The organism is Enterococcus silesiacus (assembly GCF_001886225.1).
In the GTDB taxonomy this organism is placed as follows: domain Bacteria; phylum Bacillota; class Bacilli; order Lactobacillales; family Enterococcaceae; genus Enterococcus_L; species Enterococcus_L silesiacus.
Genome location: NZ_JXLC01000006.1, coordinates 1 through 17,244, shown reverse-complemented (window position 1 = coordinate 17,244; position 17,244 = coordinate 1). Strand labels below are relative to the sequence as shown.

Annotated in this window: 14 protein-coding genes; 8 read left to right on the top strand and 6 right to left on the bottom strand. The window is 37.4% G+C overall.

The window, feature by feature from the left end:
• Nucleotides 1-2: 2 nt before the first annotated feature.
• The 4 genes from RV15_RS05555 to RV15_RS05540 all read right to left on the bottom strand — a co-directional run bounded on the left by RV15_RS05555 (nucleotide 3) and on the right by RV15_RS05540 (nucleotide 4,048).
• Nucleotides 3-482: a dCTP deaminase/dUTPase family protein gene (locus tag RV15_RS05555; RefSeq protein ID WP_071877067.1), complete on the bottom strand. Its 480-nt coding sequence runs from the start codon at nucleotides 480-482 to the stop codon at nucleotides 3-5.
• A 111-nt stretch (nucleotides 483-593) separates the two neighbouring features.
• Nucleotides 594-1,961, bottom strand: a complete 1,368-nt coding sequence (locus tag RV15_RS05550) for a hypothetical protein (protein WP_071877066.1) — start codon at nucleotides 1,959-1,961, stop codon at nucleotides 594-596.
• Nucleotides 1,962-2,100: 139 nt separating this feature from the next.
• Complete coding sequence (locus RV15_RS05545; RefSeq protein ID WP_071877065.1) at nucleotides 2,101-3,417, bottom strand: PTS sugar transporter subunit IIC; 1,317 nt, start codon at nucleotides 3,415-3,417, stop codon at nucleotides 2,101-2,103.
• 13 nt (nucleotides 3,418-3,430) lie between these two features.
• Nucleotides 3,431-4,048 carry an AAA family ATPase gene (locus RV15_RS05540; protein WP_071877064.1) on the bottom strand — a complete coding sequence of 206 codons (618 nt, stop codon included), beginning with the start codon at nucleotides 4,046-4,048 and terminating at the stop codon, nucleotides 3,431-3,433.
• 42 nt (nucleotides 4,049-4,090) lie between these two features.
• On the opposite strand from RV15_RS05540, the gene RV15_RS05535 reads away from it, so the two are divergent.
• The 6 genes from RV15_RS05535 (at nucleotide 4,091) to RV15_RS05510 (ending at nucleotide 10,777) form a co-directional block, all read left to right on the top strand.
• Nucleotides 4,091-4,786: a MurR/RpiR family transcriptional regulator gene (locus tag RV15_RS05535; protein WP_071877063.1), complete on the top strand. Its 696-nt coding sequence runs from the start codon at nucleotides 4,091-4,093 to the stop codon at nucleotides 4,784-4,786.
• Nucleotides 4,787-5,046: 260 nt separating this feature from the next.
• On the top strand, nucleotides 5,047-6,138 hold the full coding sequence (gene serC, locus RV15_RS05530; RefSeq protein WP_071877062.1) for a 3-phosphoserine/phosphohydroxythreonine transaminase: 1,092 nt from the start codon (nucleotides 5,047-5,049) through the stop codon (nucleotides 6,136-6,138).
• Entirely contained in the window at nucleotides 6,139-7,326 is a 1,188-nt protein-coding gene (locus RV15_RS05525) for a phosphoglycerate dehydrogenase (protein WP_071877061.1), read from the top strand.
• Nucleotides 7,326-8,570 (top strand): DUF1015 domain-containing protein, encoded by a 1,245-nt coding sequence (locus RV15_RS05520; RefSeq protein WP_071877060.1) that lies wholly within the window; start codon nucleotides 7,326-7,328, stop codon nucleotides 8,568-8,570. Before RV15_RS05525 ends, RV15_RS05520 begins: the two co-directional genes overlap by 1 nt.
• A gap of 142 nt (nucleotides 8,571-8,712) precedes the next feature.
• Nucleotides 8,713-9,537 (top strand): glutamate 5-kinase, encoded by an 825-nt coding sequence (gene proB, locus RV15_RS05515; protein WP_071877059.1) that lies wholly within the window; start codon nucleotides 8,713-8,715, stop codon nucleotides 9,535-9,537.
• A complete protein-coding gene (locus tag RV15_RS05510) occupies nucleotides 9,530-10,777 on the top strand; it encodes a glutamate-5-semialdehyde dehydrogenase (protein WP_071877058.1) in 1,248 nt (415 codons plus the stop codon). Before proB ends, RV15_RS05510 begins: the two co-directional genes overlap by 8 nt.
• Nucleotides 10,778-10,845: 68 nt before the next feature.
• Here RV15_RS05510 and RV15_RS05505 read toward each other — a convergent pair whose 3' ends face one another.
• Complete coding sequence (locus RV15_RS05505) at nucleotides 10,846-11,526, bottom strand: helix-turn-helix transcriptional regulator (protein ID WP_071877057.1); 681 nt, start codon at nucleotides 11,524-11,526, stop codon at nucleotides 10,846-10,848.
• Nucleotides 11,527-11,815: 289 nt separating this feature from the next.
• Here RV15_RS05505 and hisJ point away from each other — a divergent pair, with 289 nt between their 5' ends.
• The gene (hisJ, locus tag RV15_RS05500; protein ID WP_071877056.1) at nucleotides 11,816-12,643 is read left to right on the top strand and encodes a histidinol-phosphatase HisJ; all 828 of its coding nucleotides are present in this window, start codon (nucleotides 11,816-11,818) and stop codon (nucleotides 12,641-12,643) included.
• Between the two features lie 59 nt (nucleotides 12,644-12,702).
• On the opposite strand, the gene RV15_RS05495 is transcribed toward hisJ, so the two are convergent.
• Nucleotides 12,703-13,713 (bottom strand): linear amide C-N hydrolase, encoded by a 1,011-nt coding sequence (locus RV15_RS05495; RefSeq protein ID WP_071877055.1) that lies wholly within the window; start codon nucleotides 13,711-13,713, stop codon nucleotides 12,703-12,705.
• 220 nt (nucleotides 13,714-13,933) lie between these two features.
• On the opposite strand from RV15_RS05495, the gene RV15_RS05490 reads away from it, so the two are divergent.
• Complete coding sequence (locus tag RV15_RS05490) at nucleotides 13,934-16,570, top strand: YfhO family protein (RefSeq protein WP_071877054.1); 2,637 nt, start codon at nucleotides 13,934-13,936, stop codon at nucleotides 16,568-16,570.
• Nucleotides 16,571-17,244 lie beyond the last annotated feature (674 nt).

Sequence of the window (17,244 nt, the reverse complement as noted above, 5' to 3'; positions counted from 1 at the left end):
TCCTAGTTTTTACCTGAAGAGCCAAATCCGCCTGTACGTTCGGTTTCTACGTCATCAACATCCGCTAAAAGAAACGGTTTAAAAATCCCTTGTCCGATTCGTTCGCCTTTTTCGATGACCATCTCTTCATAACCGAAATTCAAAAATTGAAACATGATATGTCCTTCATTGCCTTCGTTATTATAATAATCGCGATCAATCACACCAACGCCGTTTGCTAACATTAAAAAACGTTTCAAAGGATTTGATGAACGACTCACTAATTCTAAATACTCATTTTCAGCCATGTACGCTTTGATTCCTGTTTTTACCAAAACTGGTTTTGGCGCGATGCCTTGTGCTTGTAATTGCCAAATGCTTGGAACAACGACCGTTTCAGCAGCTTCAAAGTCGTAACCTGCAGCCCCTTTAGTCGCACGCTCAGGAAGTGCGATACCTTGGTCTTTATAATCCGTAATAATTTCAAATCCTCGTTGTTTCATCAAAAATCTCCTCTACTTGTAAACTATTTCTATTTTAACATATTACGCTGATCCCCAGTTTACTTTTACAGTATCTTTAATATTCTCTCGTGTTTTTTTAATGTTTACACATCATTTGGACTCATTTTGTTCATGTTTTACTACTTTGTAAAGTATAAAAGAAAAAAATAACATCAACCCAACGATACTAATTACATGAACATACTCTACTAACTGAAGGGCGGCTGGATTATGCGTTCGATGTGCCGTGATCTGTAAAACTGTTTTCACAGGTAACTGTGCTTGTTTCGCTAACAACCATAAAACACTCATCAATAACAACTGATGGGTCACGCTGCCTTTGGTTTGAGTGCTATATTTCGTAATGATTCGTTGGTCTTGAGGTAAAGTCTCTTCTTGATAATACTGCTGATTCAAGAAATTACCTGTAGCGCTTATGAAACAGCTGAGCAAAAAGATGCCCACTGGAAAAAGCGGTCGAAATAATAACAAGAATAGTGACAGGATAAAACCGCCCAGATGAACGATTTTAGGATCCACTTTAGGAAATAAGCCGTATAAAAATTTAATAACAACCGCTGACCCAATGATTCCCAAAATATAAGGAACATATAAATTAGTAGTCAGACGATCTATTCCTAAACGTAACGAAACATAAAACGTCCCAAAAAGCAGTAGAAAATTCATACACATGCCAGTAGCAAATGTTAATAAATTCAACCATAAAGGGAGTTTCCAACTTTTCCTTTGACTGTTCAAATACCAGCCTGCTATTAAAAACAAGATAGAAAAACCGATAATCCCAACATCCAGAAGTTGCGGATCAAATAACAATCGAGCTGAACGGATAAATAACAACAGAACAAAGAATATTAAAAACAAAAAGAACTCTTTGACTGATATCACTTGTTGATTGACTTCATTGAAATCAATTTCATAGTCAGGATAATGAGTGACTGTATGGTAGGCCGCTATATATAGCAAAGTATATTCTCCTAAAACTAAAGGAAGCCTCCATTCGTTTACCAACATCAGCGATGCGATCAAGCCCCCGAATATCAGTAAAATAAAAAAATATTTTCTACCCGTCAAAGCAGAATACCCTTGCCGTTTCTCATGATAATTGACAGTAGTATTAGCTGCAGGTAACCATGATGCACTAAGTCCAAGGAAAATAGCTGAAAAAAGATAGGCAGGAAAATAGAATTGACCTAACACGCCAACCAAACAACCCACACCTCCGAGCAAAATCGAAATGATCAACACATTAAAGCTCGTCAACGCTAGTTTGAAACTTTTTAACAAAAATATCCCTGTCATCCGAAACGTATAAAAAAGGACAAAAGGTAAAATCCGTTCCAGCGTTGTGCCATCACTTAAACTCAAAAATAAAAAATAGGGAATAAAAGTAACCGTATTGGATAAAATAAACGGCGCAACTTGTAAGCAATTGCGGGCTAATTCTTTTAGTTTAGACATTAGCTGGCCTCCTTTAAAACAGTTTCTTATGTTGGTAGTCTACCACGTTCATAAGAAAAGTGAAATCAATCACCCAACTAAAAAAGCCGATCACATAAACTATGCAATCGACAGCTTTATTAGAGTATATTTCAAACTTCTACAACGCTTCATCCACTAATTTCGTTTGATTTTTCTCAAAAACTTTAAAGAACGGATAATAAACAAAGATACTCAAAATCACTAAGAAAATGTAGAAAACAATATTACGCCAATCCATCGTAGCTAAATACGCTTGAGCAAAAAACGGTGTGAAGGATGGATCAACGATAAACCCTAGTGAAATCAAGCCGATCTTTTGAGCAAAATAAGTGAGAAACAGCGAAACAATCGGCATGATCAAAAACGGAATCCCTAAAATCGGATTAAAGACGATCGGCAAACCAAAAATAACTGGTTCATTAATAGAACAAATACCCGGAACAAATGACAACTTACCGATCGTACGATACTGTGGTACTTTACTAAACATCATTAAAATAACTAAACCTAAGGTATTCCCCGCACCGCCTAAAACAGAAATCCGAAACATCTGTAAGTTCATCAAATGTGTCATCGCTTCACCATTGGCCGCCTGTTCTGCGTTCAGTCCTGTTTGAGCTACACCAAGCGTAAAGACGATTGGAAAAATAATTGAGGAGCCATTGATCCCAAATAACCAAAGAACATTTCCCAATGTCACGATCAACAACAAACCGCCTAAACTCCCTGCAATATTGACAGCAGGAGTCAAAACAGACATGACCGCATCAGGGAACGATTGATCGATCAAACCTAAAAATACCAAGTTCAAGCCATAAAATAAAACAATATTCGTCAACAAAGGAATCAACGTATTGATAAACGTCACAACCATCGGCGGCACTGTATCAGGCAGCGAAATCTTAATATTTTTCACTTCAAAAAAACGACTGACTTCTACAACCAAGAGTCCTAAGATAATTGCCACAAACAACCCATTTGTTCCTAAATAAGCGAGAGAAATCGTACCATCCTTAACAGGCGTACACACAAGTAAATACGTCACCATGCTGACCATACCATTCATAGAAGCGTTCAGTTTATATTCATTCGATAATGAATATGCAATCCCAAAGACACTGATCAAGCCAATGATCCCCATCGTCAAATTATACGGTGCTGTAATCACATCATAATTGGCCACAGCGAATTCTTTCCACGTAGCCAAAAATTTCATAAACACCCCAGCCTTCACTGGATCATACTGGTCTATATTGATAGGCGGATTAGCAAATATCAAGAAGAAAGAACCAATCACAATAAACGGCAAACCAAACATCATGCCAGTGGAAACAGCTTTAAGATGGCGCTGATTGCCAATTTTATTTGCAAACGGGCTTAAAATATCATTTAATCGATTTACAACAGATCCTTTAGCACTCGCTGATTTATTCATCAGAAGCTCCTCCTTAAACTTGCCAAGAATTAAATTCAAAAGCCGACTCAACGACTTCATTCGGGTCATAGCGGTCAATGATTTGTGCGTATTCTTCTTTATAGTTATTGGTTACTTCTGCCTGCGGAATCACAATGCTCGCTTCATTTAAGAAATGCTTTGAATCGCGACCCATCTCTTTGCCTCGTGTTGTGTGTTTATCTAAAGCGATATCCGGAATCTCAGGTACATGTCCCATCGCAAAACTTTTGATCACGATATTTTTTAGTAGATCAGATGAGCGGTCTTTTTCAGAGTTACATAAGTATCGAATCGCATGGAAAAAGAACATCGCACGATCGGATTCATTATACTGAAACTCTTTGCGCATTTGATTTAAATTATTGACCATGATCGCGGCGTTATCGTTGCCCATCCCGATATCTTCTACCGAAATCGCCAATAATCTGCGCCATAATTTTTCTTCAAACTGTGGAGATGTGATATACATTTCATAAGCAAAATCACATGCCGCACGTTCATTACCACGGCGAATCGATTTTTGTAAAGCAGAGACTACCTCGTCGCCGTTCAGGTTATTTCTAGTTTTTACTCTTGCCCAGGGATCATTGATATATTCTTGTTCTGTCATGTTATAATACTCCTAACTAATTTGATTTTAAGGGTGGTCCAAATGAATATCGATAGTCTTGCTGAAAAATACCAATTGAATAAAACAGAAATCCAAATTTTACGGTATATGACCGACCATCGTCAGGAATTGAAGAACTTAGGTGTCCGTGAAATTGCTAAAAAAAGCTTTGTTTCAACCGCAACGATCATCAATATGGCGAAAAAAATGAATTTCACAGGCTATAGTGAGCTCGTCTTTTACATCAGTGAATTCAATCTCAACCAAGAACATCTGGAAAAACATGATGTGATCAAAGCTTACGGCGATAATTTTTTGACACTTTTAAAAAAATATCAGGATAAAAACATCATGATCTTAGGTTCTGGATTTTCACAAAATTTAGCGAACTACTTTTCTGAATACCTGAATCTTTATGGATTTAGAGCCACTTCTAATAGTCATTTAGAATTTTTACGAGAAAGTCATAAGGATGATGTGTTGCTGATTTTCATCAGTAATTCGGGTAATACTGGTCGGATGTTTGAACTAGCAGAAATCGCTCAGACAAATGAGTTGGAAAGTATCTGTTTTGTTGGCAATGATCAGTCAGCCATCAGTAAACTTTCTACACTTTCTATCAGTACAAATACCTACTCTCCAAGCTCCCATCAAGATTTTTATCCTCAACTATTTTTTGGTACGGTTCTAATCCAATTTGAATTATTAATGAGTTACACACTTCAAAATCTACAGTAGAAGAACGATTCGGCCGATGTCTCTTCATGACGTATTATAGTAGAAAAAAACGCCAATAAGAAGCGCTTTCAGCTAGATATGAACATGTTTACCGATTTGTAAACATGTTTGCTTCAAGCACTCAAAGATGAAAAACTCTGTGAAAATAATTACGAAACTTACTTTTAATCTTTTTTTAATTTAAGCTTTCTGTTATAATGGTTTTCACATTTACTATACAAATAGTGGATGAATGATCATATCAAAGGAGAGATAGATGTATGAAAACTGTTTACAATTTTTCAGCTGGTCCCGCCGTTTTACCTAAAAGTGTCTTGGAAAAAGCACAATCCGAATTGGTGAATTACGAAAACAGCGGCATGTCCGTGATGGAGTTGAGTCACCGGTCCTCCCTTTTTGAATCGATCATTAAAAATGCCGAAACCTTACTCAGAGAATTAATGACTATTCCTGATAATTATAAAGTGCTCTTTTTGCAAGGTGGCGCTAGTATGCAATTTACGATGGTTCCTTTGAACTTAGCACAAAATAAAAAAGCCCTATACGTCAACACTGGCTCTTGGGCGAAAAAAGCAATTAGTGAAGCAAAAAAACTTGGCACGGTCGATGTTGAAGTGATCGCTTCAAGCGAAGACAAGAATTTCACATATATTCCCGAAATTAATAAAGAAGATATCCCTCAAGATGCAGCATATGTCCATATTACAACCAATAATACGATAGAAGGGACAACGATCTATGATCTACCTGACACAGGTGACGTACCGATCGTTGCTGATATGTCTTCAAATATTCTATCGATCGACTATAACGTTGCTGATTTTGGGCTAATTTATGCAGGCGCACAAAAAAATATCGGGCCAGCAGGACTCACGGTTGTGATCGTTCGTGAGGATTTGATTGGGCAAGCGGATGTTCTTAGCGCGATGCTAGATTATGATATTCATGCAAAAAATGGCTCAATGTACAACACACCGCCAACTTACGGCATTTATATGGCAAAACTTGTCTTTGAATGGATCAAAGAACAAGGCGGCGTCAGTCAAATGGAAAAACAAAACAAAGAAAAAGCAATGATTTTATATGATGAGATCGACTCATCTGCCCTATTTTCTTCACCAGTCAATCCAAAAGACCGTTCAATCAACAATATTCCTTTTATTACTGGAAATGACGAACTAGATAAAAAGTTCAATCAAGAGGCTTTAGCAGCAGGCTTTGAGAACTTAAAAGGACACCGTTCTGTAGGAGGGATGCGTGCAAGTTTGTACAACGCATTCCCAAAAGCTGGTGTTGCAGCTTTAGTTGATTTGATGAAAAAATTTGAAGCAGAAAATGGAGGAACAAAATAGATGTATGATATTAAAACATTCAATGCGATCGCCCCAGTTGGTTTAGCTCGTTTTAACGAAGAAAATTTTACGATCAATAAAACTGAGACACCTGCCGGTATCATCTTACGCAGTGAAAAACTCCATGAGTATGACTTTCCTGCTTCTGTTTTAGCAGTCGCTCGTGCTGGCGCTGGAACGAATAATGTTCCGGTCAAACAATGTACCGAAGATGGTATCGTTGTTTTTAACACACCTGGTGCCAACGCTAATGCTGTAAAAGAGCTAGTCATTGCTTGCTTGTTACTATCTGTTCGTCCTATTTTAAAAGGCTCAAACTGGGTACAAACACTAACTGGTACGGATACCGAAGAACAAGCCGAAGCGCAGAAAAAACAATTTGCTGGTACTGAATTAGAAGGTAAAAAACTCGGTGTAATTGGTCTGGGCGCAATTGGTGCAATGGTTGCAAACGACGCCTACCGTTTGGGCATGGAAGTGACAGGTTTTGATCCATTTGTGTCTGTTGATACCGCTTGGAGTATTTCTCGTCGTGTCAAACGAGCGCAAAGTATGGACGAAGTCTTGAAAACCTGTGACTTTATTACCGTTCACGTTCCTTTATCTGAAAATACCCATCACTTGATTGGTAAAGAACAACTGGCACAAATGAAAAAGAATGCAGTTTTACTTAACTTTGCCCGTGGTGAATTGGTCGAAACAGACGCCGTGATTGAAGCCTTAGCACAAGAAGAAATCAGTAATTTTGTAACAGACTTTGCCGATGAACGTCTTTTACACAACGAAAAAATCCTTGTTCTTCCTCACTTAGGTGCATCAACAGAGGAAGCAGAGATCAATTGTGCAAAAATGGCGGCTCGTACACTAAAAAAATTCCTGGAAACTGGCAATATCAAGCGCTCTGTCAATTTTCCGACAGTTGAAATGGCCTTTAATTCACCATTCCGTTTCACGATTATACACAGAAATGTTCCTAATATGTTAGGTCAAATCTCAACTGGTATTGCGAATCTAGATATCAACATCGACACGATGATCAACCGCAGCCGTGATGATTTCGCCTATACGATTGTCGATATTTCTGAAACAGACGAAGCAAAAATCAATGCCGCAGCTGAGAAAATCCAAGCAGCCGAAAACATCATCCGAGTTCGGACCATCAAAAATACCGAGGCGGTGAGTTATTAATGGTTACGATCCATCCCTTTAAAAGCATTCGCCCCGCTGCAGAGTTCAGCGAAAAAATCGCTACATTACCTTATGACGTTTTAAATTCCGATGAAGCCCGCGAACTAGGTGAAAATAATCCTTATTCTTACCTGCATATCGACAAATCTGAGATCGATTTACCTGAAACACTTTCGCCTTATGATGATCAAGTTTACGAAAAAGCGGCAAATAATTTACAAGCATTTTTACAAAAACAATGGCTGATCCAAGATGACCAACCGCGTTTATACCTTTACGAATTAACAATGAACGGCCGCGCTCAAACAGGTCTTGTAACTTGTACGTCAATCACTGATTACACAGAAGGTAAGATCAAAAAACATGAATTTACCCGACCAGAAAAAGAAGTCGATCGCATTCGCCATATTGAAGCGTGTGACGCGAATACTAGCCCAATTTTTCTGACCTACCGTAAAAATGAACAGATCCAAACGTTAACGGACGACTGGAAAAAATCCCATGATCCCGTCTATGATTTCACAAGTTTTCATGAAGTTACTCACCGTGTTTGGCTTGTAGATAAACCAGAAGTGATCGAACAACTCGTTACGACTTTTGCACAAGAGGTTGCGGCTTTATATATTGCAGATGGCCATCATCGGACGGAATCAGCGGTCAAAGTGGGGCAAAAGAAAAAGGATGCTCATCCTGAAGCCACTGATTCAGCAGAATTCAACTACTTTTTATCTGTGATTTTTCCTAAAGAAGAATTGGAAATTTTAGATTATAATCGTGTGGTGAATGTTCCCATCGAAGCTGATTTCTTCGAACAGTTGGAAAAGAGTTTCACTGTGGCAAAAACTGAGGCAGGAAAACCGGCTCAACCAAAAACATTTGGTATGTATTTGGCAGGTCAGTGGTACGCACTAACTGCTAAAGAGGCAATTCTATCTGATGATCCTGTTGCTGGTTTAGATGTTTCTTTACTCCAGAATCATGTATTCGCAGCTATTTTCGATATTCAAGATGTCCGTACAGATAAACGGATTGATTTCGTCGGCGGTATTCGTGGAATGAAAGAATTAGAACAACTAGTAGATAGCGGACAATGGTCAGCGGCTTTTGCGATTTATCCGACAACGATGGATGATTTACTGAACGTTGCGGATGCAGGTAAAATCATGCCGCCAAAATCAACTTGGTTTGAACCTAAATTATTAAGTGGATTATTTGTGCACGATCTAGAGACAAATAACGCATAAAACTGTAAAATAGAAGAATAAAATCTAAGCTTGGACAAAAGCAAAATTTTTGTCCAAGCTTTCTTGCAAATAAAGTGAAAAGACTAGATAATAGTCTTATCTAAAATACTCTGGAAAAGTTAGGAAATAAGTGAGGTCAACCATGCGAAAACAATTAAAAGAAGCCAAACGAATCGTCATCAAAGTTGGGACAAGTACCTTGATTTACCCCAATGGAAATATCAATTTAAGTGCCATCGATCAATTAGCCTTTACCTTATCCGATTTACGTAACCAAGACAAAGAGATCATCTTAGTCTCATCTGGTGCAATCGGTGTTGGCTTAAATAAGTTAACCATGGATAAACGCCCCCCAACCATTCCAGAACAACAAGCAGTTGCTGCGGTTGGGCAAGCGGAGTTGATGAACATTTACAACCAGCGCTTTTTGACTTACAGCCAGCAAATCGCCCAACTGTTATTGACACGAGACGTGATCGAATATCCTGAAAGCCGCAAAAATGTAACAAATACCATAGAGCAATTATTGCAAATGGGCATCATTCCTGTCATCAATGAAAATGATACTGTAGCAATCGATGAATTAGATCATCTAACGAAATTCGGTGACAATGATCAATTATCTGCGATCGTCGCTCAACTGATCCAAGCAGATGCACTGATCATGTTATCTGATATCGACGGTTTTTTCTCTGATAATCCGAATACCAATAAAGATGCCACGCTTTTCTCTGAAATCAATGAAATCAACGAAGAGCTTTTACAATTAGCTGGAGGCAAAGGCAGTCGTTTTGGTACTGGTGGCATGTACAGTAAATTAAAAGCCGCAGAACGTGTGTTAGAGCATAACGGTGCGATGATTTTAGCAAATGGGCAGCAACCAAAAATCATTTTTGATATTTTAGCTGGCGAAAAGATCGGGACACTATTTATTCAATTAAAAAAAGGAGGCACACTTCATGACTGATTTAACACAACTAGGCAAACAAGCCAAAGAAACAGCCTATCAACTAGGTTTAATGGATACAAAAACTAAAAACGACTTATTAGTACATATGGCAGCAGAACTAGAAAAAAATACTGCTAAAATCTTACTAGAAAATCAAAAAGATTTAGCGACAGCTAAAGAAAACGGTATTACCGAAACAATGCTAGATCGCTTACGTTTAACAGACGAACGGATCAAAGACATGGCTGATGGCATTCGCCAAGTTGCAACCTTGCCTGATCCAATCGGTGAAGTCGATAAAATGTGGAAAAATGAAGATGGCTTGATGATCGGTAAACAACGTGTGCCATTAGGTGTCATCGGCATCATCTATGAATCTCGTCCAAATGTGACAACAGATGCAGCCAGCCTTTGTTTTAAAACCGGAAATGCCGTAATTTTACGTGGCGGAAAAGAAGCATTTCACTCAAATCAAGTCTTAGTAACTGTTTTACAACAAGCGTTAAAACAAAAAGGCGCTTCTCCTTTTGCGATTCAGTTTGTCGATGATACTTCTCGGGAAACGGCACAAAAATTGATGAAATTAAATGATTATTTAGATGTGTTGATTCCTCGTGGTGGTGCTAATTTGATCAAAACAGTCTTAACAACAGCAACTGTTCCAGTCATCGAAACAGGAACTGGCAATTGTCATGTTTATATCGATAAGGACGCCCAATTAGAGATGGCAACCAATATCATCGTCAATGCAAAATGCCAACGTCCTTCTGTTTGTAACTCAGCAGAAACATTATTGATCCATCAAGAGGTGGCGGCGGATTTTCTACCTGTAATCGAAAAAGCGTTGAATGAATACAATGTAGAATTACGAGCTGATGAACGGGCGCTAGCTATTTTTGAACAATCGATCCCAGCCACTGAAGAAGATTGGGAAACGGAATTCAATGACTTCATTTTAGCCATTAAAGTTGTAGACTCTTTAGAAGAAGCGATTCAGCATATCAATCGCTACAATACGAAACATTCTGAAAGTATCATTAGTGATAATTACTTTGCTACACAACAATTTTTACAGCAAGTTGATGCAGCAGCAGTTTATGCTAATGCTTCCACACGATTTACGGATGGATTTGCGTTTGGCTTTGGTGCTGAGATTGGCATCAGTACACAGAAGTTACATGCAAGAGGTCCGATGGGCTTAGCGGAACTGACTTCTACAAAATATATTGTTTATGGTGATGGACAGTATCGGAAATAAGTGATAATACGTAAATGACCAATCAACTGACTAGCTAGGTCATTTGATTGGTCATTTATTTTATGCTATTAATGGTGAATCGGCTCATCCTCCATATTCGGAACCTCTTCATATTCTCTTTGCATGATGTCTCTGTACATTCCTGGAATTGAATCCCAAGAAACAAACGACATGCGCCGTACGTATATTCCTTTATGTTGTACCAAAGCATAATTTTTTCCCTCTGGAGATTGTCCTCCCTTAAAATCCAATCTCGTCCCTTCCCCAAAAGGATCGTCAGTCACCCAAATATCTTGATAAGGATCTGGAATTTGCAGTTCCTTGCTACTCTTTTCATACTCTTTTCCGCCATTATAAGTAACTTTGGTCGGCAATGTAGCATAACCTATTTTCATTTCCATAAAAGGATTAAATCTATCTACCCACTGATTTTTATATTGATATGTGTTCAAAAAAATGACTCCTCCCAAAAAAATAGTGATAGTCACAATTAACGCATATCTATAGACTTTTTTTAATTTTAAGTCAGTATCAATCCTTTTTATCATTTTAGCATCCCCTCTCATAAATTCATCTAAAGTAATGCCAAATAATTCACTAAGCGTAATCAGCATTGCAACATCAGGATATGTGCGTCCTGTTTCCCAGCTAGAAATTGTTTTATCTGAAACATTGACTTTTTCTGCTAATTCTTTTTGAGTCCATTCGTTCTTCATTCGATATTTTTTCAATTGAGTTCTTAGCTCCATTCATTAAGCTCCTTTCTAATTTCACTATAAAATGAGAGCAGTTCCTAAGCTACCTCGGATCTGTAGAGTGGGGAATATAAAAGGCTCTATAGTTTGTAGAATACCTATAAATCAATGTTTGCCTATTGATTTATTATACCAAAAACGTTCAACTCAAACATCGATGTTTTACCTTAAAAAAAGAGTTGTCCGTCGGTGTACGAAAATAAAAATATACAAGAAAAATTCCTTTTGCTACACTGTTTATAAACAAATACAAAACTTATACACAACAAAAGGAGGTTTTCTCATGAAACGTGATGGTCACACCCACACAGAATTTTGTCCACATGGAAAAGTCGAAGATACTGAACTACTGATCCAGCGTGCAATCCGTCTCGGCTTTAAAGAATATAGCATCACAGAGCATGCACCGTTACCCACAGGTATAGAAAAATTTGCTGCAGGAGATTCTGAAGTGTGGACAACTGCCTCGATGGCTTTGAACGATGTGGATAACTATTTCAGAAGGATGAATGAGCTACGAAAAAAGTATGCTTCTGACATTATTATTCACATTGGCTTTGAATTAGATTATTTTTCGGAATTTGAAAGCTGGACTCGTGATTTTTTAGTTGAATACGGACCACAAACGGACGATGGGATTTTATCCGTACACTTTCTTGAGGGAGATGGCGGATTGCGTGGAATCGACTATTCTTTTGAAGAATATAAGACTGGTGTCGTTGACTATTTAGGTAGCGTTGAAAAAGCTCAAAAATGTTACTACCAAAAGGTTTTAGCCTCTTTAGAAGCAGATTTAGGCCCATGGAAACCCACACGTTTAGGCCATATATCTTTGTGCCAAAAATTTGAGCAATTCTTTGATGATGCAACAAAATATTCTTCTGAAAACCATGCACTTGTCCACACCCTTTTAACAAGTGTGCAACAAGAAAAATACAGCTTAGATTTAAACACAGCTGGATTTTATAAACAAGGTTATCAACAGAGTTATCCACAGGTGTGGATAACTAAAAAAGCAGTTGAATTTGGCATTCCTCTTGTTTATGGATCAGATACTCATTCATTGAACGATGTTGGTCAAAGTTATAATAAAATCGAACAATGGCTGTAAAAAATACCAAGATTCGTGAGTAATGTTCTCAACGAATCTTGGTATTTTTTACATTGCTTTTAATTTAAAGCCTCATACTGCGGCGTTTTTACCAGCTCATACATTTTGATTTGATCAGCATTTGCTATCTTTTCATCAAAATTGATTGTTTGAATCGTGAAATTTTCATACATCTTAATGTACAATTGTTTTTTATCTAAATCGTAAACAGACATATACTGCGTATATTGTCGATCCATCTCTTGAGGTGCATCTAATTTGATTACGCCTTTTACGATATCTGATGTGGATAAAATATGAAAGGCTTTATTAATTATATCTTTCGAGCGAACTGGATCACTAAATTTCAACAAATAAGCTGCTCGAACAAAGCGTGCAGTTGCAGTATAATCCCCAGGAATACCATGTAAGCCTGAGCCTTTTCCAGCAGAAAGAACATTTTTTTCTTGGAATAGCGCATCTTTTGCATTGACATCAGATAATTCTGTGTAGTTTTCTAAATTTGTCAGATGCCAATCAAACTTAGGACTGTTAGTCATTACACCAACTGGATTTTCATATACCGCAAATCCTAGTTTTTTTGATGGCTCAACAACGATTGTGCGGCCAGCAGCATCTGTGAACATAAAATGTTGGGGCAACCCAGGTGCCTTACCGGTTGTCGAAAGATCTGCAATCGCTACATCTAGAATTTTCTTTTCAATGTCTTTTGTATCCGTACAATTGGCTAATACCCAAAAGACAAATTGCTCTGCTAACAGCGGTAATTTCCCAGCTTTTTTTATTTCTTCAATTGATGAATATTGATTAAACTCCGCAAAATATTGCGTGATTCCTCCAAGTCCATGTTCATTGACACCATCAACTACGCCTTGAGCGGCACTCTGTTGATTTTCTTTGATTCCTACTCCTAATACTGAATAAATAGTCTGCCATTTTTCAGGACTTTCCGTAATCTCGATCTTTCTAGGACTCTGCACGCCAATATAATCAAAATTGACATTGTATTCCTGGGTTCTCCCCAGATAATGATTTCCTTCAATTGAGTTCAAATGAATGCCTGTACACATGAATATCCCTGACTTTCTATATTGATAGTAGTATTATTTTATTATACTCGGATTTTAATAATTTATATACTAAAATAGCAAAACATTTAGTTACACTATTTTTCCAATTTATCCCTCAATAAAACTTTCGCTTTTCTTTAATTTTTTCTTTCTAACAATCAATTTTTCAAAGGATATGCTAAACTATATATATTCTATTTATTACGTTGTGAGGTTGATTATGAAGAAAAAAATACAGGCATTTATTAAAGAAAACTGGCCTTATATGACCGCTAGTTTTTTCATTCCATTTTTTGTGATGGTCATTGTTTATTTAAGTTTAGGTATTTACCCCGGCAGTAGCCGTAGTGTGATGGCAAGTGATTCCTTTTCACAATTTTCCAATTTCCATGCTAGCTTCAATAACGTGCTGCACGGTAAACAAAGTATTTTTTATACTTGGAACGCGTCCCTTGGGTTAAATTATCTTTCATTGATTTCGTATTATCTTGGCGGTCTATTTACCCCACTCGTTATCTTTTTTAAAAACCAGAATATTCCTGATGCGCTGTATCTGATTACTTTATTGAAAATCGGTTCAGCTGGTTTGGCTTTTTGGGTGTTTGCTAGAAACACCTACAAGATGCCAAAATGGGGACACGTGATGTTGAGTGTCCCTTATGCTTTGATGTCATTTGCGACCGCACATTCAGAAATCATCATGTGGTTAGATGCGTTTACCTATCTACCTCTGGTTATTCTAGGGATTCATCGTCTGATGGATGAACGAAAACCGACACTGTTATTTGTCAGTTATCTGCTATTATTTATCTCAAATTTTTACATGGGCTTTATGATCGGTGTCTTCTCTTTCCTATATTTTATCGCCCGCATGTTGACGAATTGGAAAGTTTATAAAAAACGGATCATACCTTACGGGATCACCTCTCTTTTAGCAGGTGGTGCTTCGATGATCTTAGTATTGCCAGCGGTCCTTGATTTACGAGCAAATGGGGAAACCTTATCCCAAGTCACTCGATTTAAGACTGAAGCAACCGCTTTTTGGGATATCGTGATGAAAAATATGATTGGTGTCTACGATACAACGAAATATGGTTCGATCCCTTTTATTTACGTGGGACTGTTACCCTTGATTTTCTGTATCTTTTACTTTGTCACAAGAGAAGTTCCGAAGAAAAATAAACTCCTATTTGGTAGTCTATTTCTGATTTTGATTGCTAGTTTTTATATCACACCACTGAATTTATTTTGGCATGGAATGCATGCGCCAAATATGTTCTTGTTCCGCTACAGCTTTTTATTTTCTTTCCTAGTTGTTCTGTTGGCGGGTTATGGGTTCGAGAAATTCAAAACAGATGATTTAGGCTTGCTAGCAGGTTCCACGATCATGCTGATTGCAGTCTTTGCTTTGGCTGAAGGAACAAAGAACGCGACAAGTTATGACTATATTCCGATTTCAGCCTTTGTTATCACAGTTTTATTCTTACTGCTGTATCTGGCTGGAATTGTCTTTTATCAATTGAAAAAAATACCCATGCATTATTTGATCATACTATTGGTATTACTAGTTTCGACTGAAGCATTCATCAATACAAATACAATGTTAAAAGGCATTTTAGACGATTGGAACTACGCTTCTCGCAGTCTTTACTCTGAACCTTATCCATCGATCAAAAAGCTCGTCGATAAGACTAAAAAAGACAATGACACCTTTTATCGGTTAGAAAATTTAAATCCAGTTTCTTCCAATGATAGTATCAATTATGGCTATAGTGGTGTCAGTATGTTTTCTTCTATCAGGAATCGTCATTCATCTTCTTATTTAAATGACTTGGGCTTTCGTGCTAGAGGAACTGGTTTGAACATTCGTTATCCAAACAATACCTTGCTGATGGATTCTCTCGTTGGGATCAAATACAATATTTCTGAAAGTGATCCGCTGAAATTCGGCTTTTTCCCGACTGACAAAGCGGGGAAATTTTCACTATATGAAAACAGCAGTGCGCTGCCGTTAGGCTTTTTAGCAGATAACGACATCTACAAAGTCAAACAGCCTGCCAATGATAATTTGAGTAGCCAAAGCGAGTTATTCAATGCGCTAGCTGATCAAAAACAAAATTACTTTAAGTTTTATCAGCCAACTATCATCAACAAAAATAATGTCAAAATCGAACAAAATGCTGGTTCTGTAACCTATCGAGAAGTTCAAAACAATGTGGCAAAGGATATTACCTGGACAGTCGATGTACCTGCAAATACCCAAGCTTATCTTAGCCTGTTCCCAACAGATTTTGGACAATTGGAAAGTTCAACTGCCACAATGTCAGTAAATGGGACTAGCCAAAAATCACAAATCAATATCACAGGGCAATATTACAATATCGGTTATTATGATCAGCCCACTAGCGTTACCTTTACCGTCAGCTTTTATGGCACAACTGCCGTCAGCTTTATGGAGCCAAAAGTTGTCGGGTTAAATACAACAGCCTTTGAAAAATCCGTTCAAGCAATCCAGAATAAAGGGGCTGATTTAACAGCTAAAGGACGCAAGGCCACAGGCACAGTGAAGGCAGATAAAGACCAAGTGCTTCTGACCACAATTCCTTATGACAAAGGTTGGAAAGCTTATGTCGATGGCAAAAAAGTCCCGATTAAATCGTTTAAAAAGGCCTTTGTTAGTATTCCAGTAACACAAGGTGAACATACAATTGAATTTGTTTATCTGCCAGAAGGATTTGTGCTTGGTGTAATGTTGTTTATTGTTTGTATTAGTGGATTTGTAGTCTATGTCAAAGTGATAAATAAACCTAGACTGGTGTTAGTACAGCCGAAAAAACGCAACCGTAAAAAACGTTAAAGAAGTGGCTTCTGATTCCACCGTTTATTGGTACTTAGGGTATGAAACAAAAGTGCTTTTACTTTTGATTTCATACCCTGTATTCTTATAAATTTTTTTATGAGAAGCTGACTACTACTTGCCTGCAAAAATCCCTCTAAAACCGATGATTTGATGATTTCTTACCGTTAAAATCGTCTATAGTAACTCTCAAGGTATTGAACGTTTTCAACAACAAAATATACTGTTGACCAGAAAAAGAATAGCCAGTATTATTAAAATAGAACGAAGAAAAACAGTAGCGATTAGTACGAATGGAGTGAATAAATATGAAGGAAACAAAACATATTTCTACTTTTGGAACGAATTTAGCCATAATCGTTTATTACTTTTTACCTAGAATGCGCATTACAACGCTATCTCCTTATTGGAATATATTTTTCAATTTCAGAAGCATTTGTGTGACTATCATTACGCTATTGATGCTACTCATTACTTTTCAAAAATCTTACACTAATAAATGGAAGAATGTACATTTAAGCCGCATGGTTACAGGTGCATATATCTTATTTCTGCTAGCTACACTTTTTTATGTTATGATGATTGAATTTATATAGTGAGGATACTAAAAAAAGAAGTTGATTGACACTCAGCTTCTTTTTTGGGCTCTATACTTTCTGATGTTGGTGAGAAAT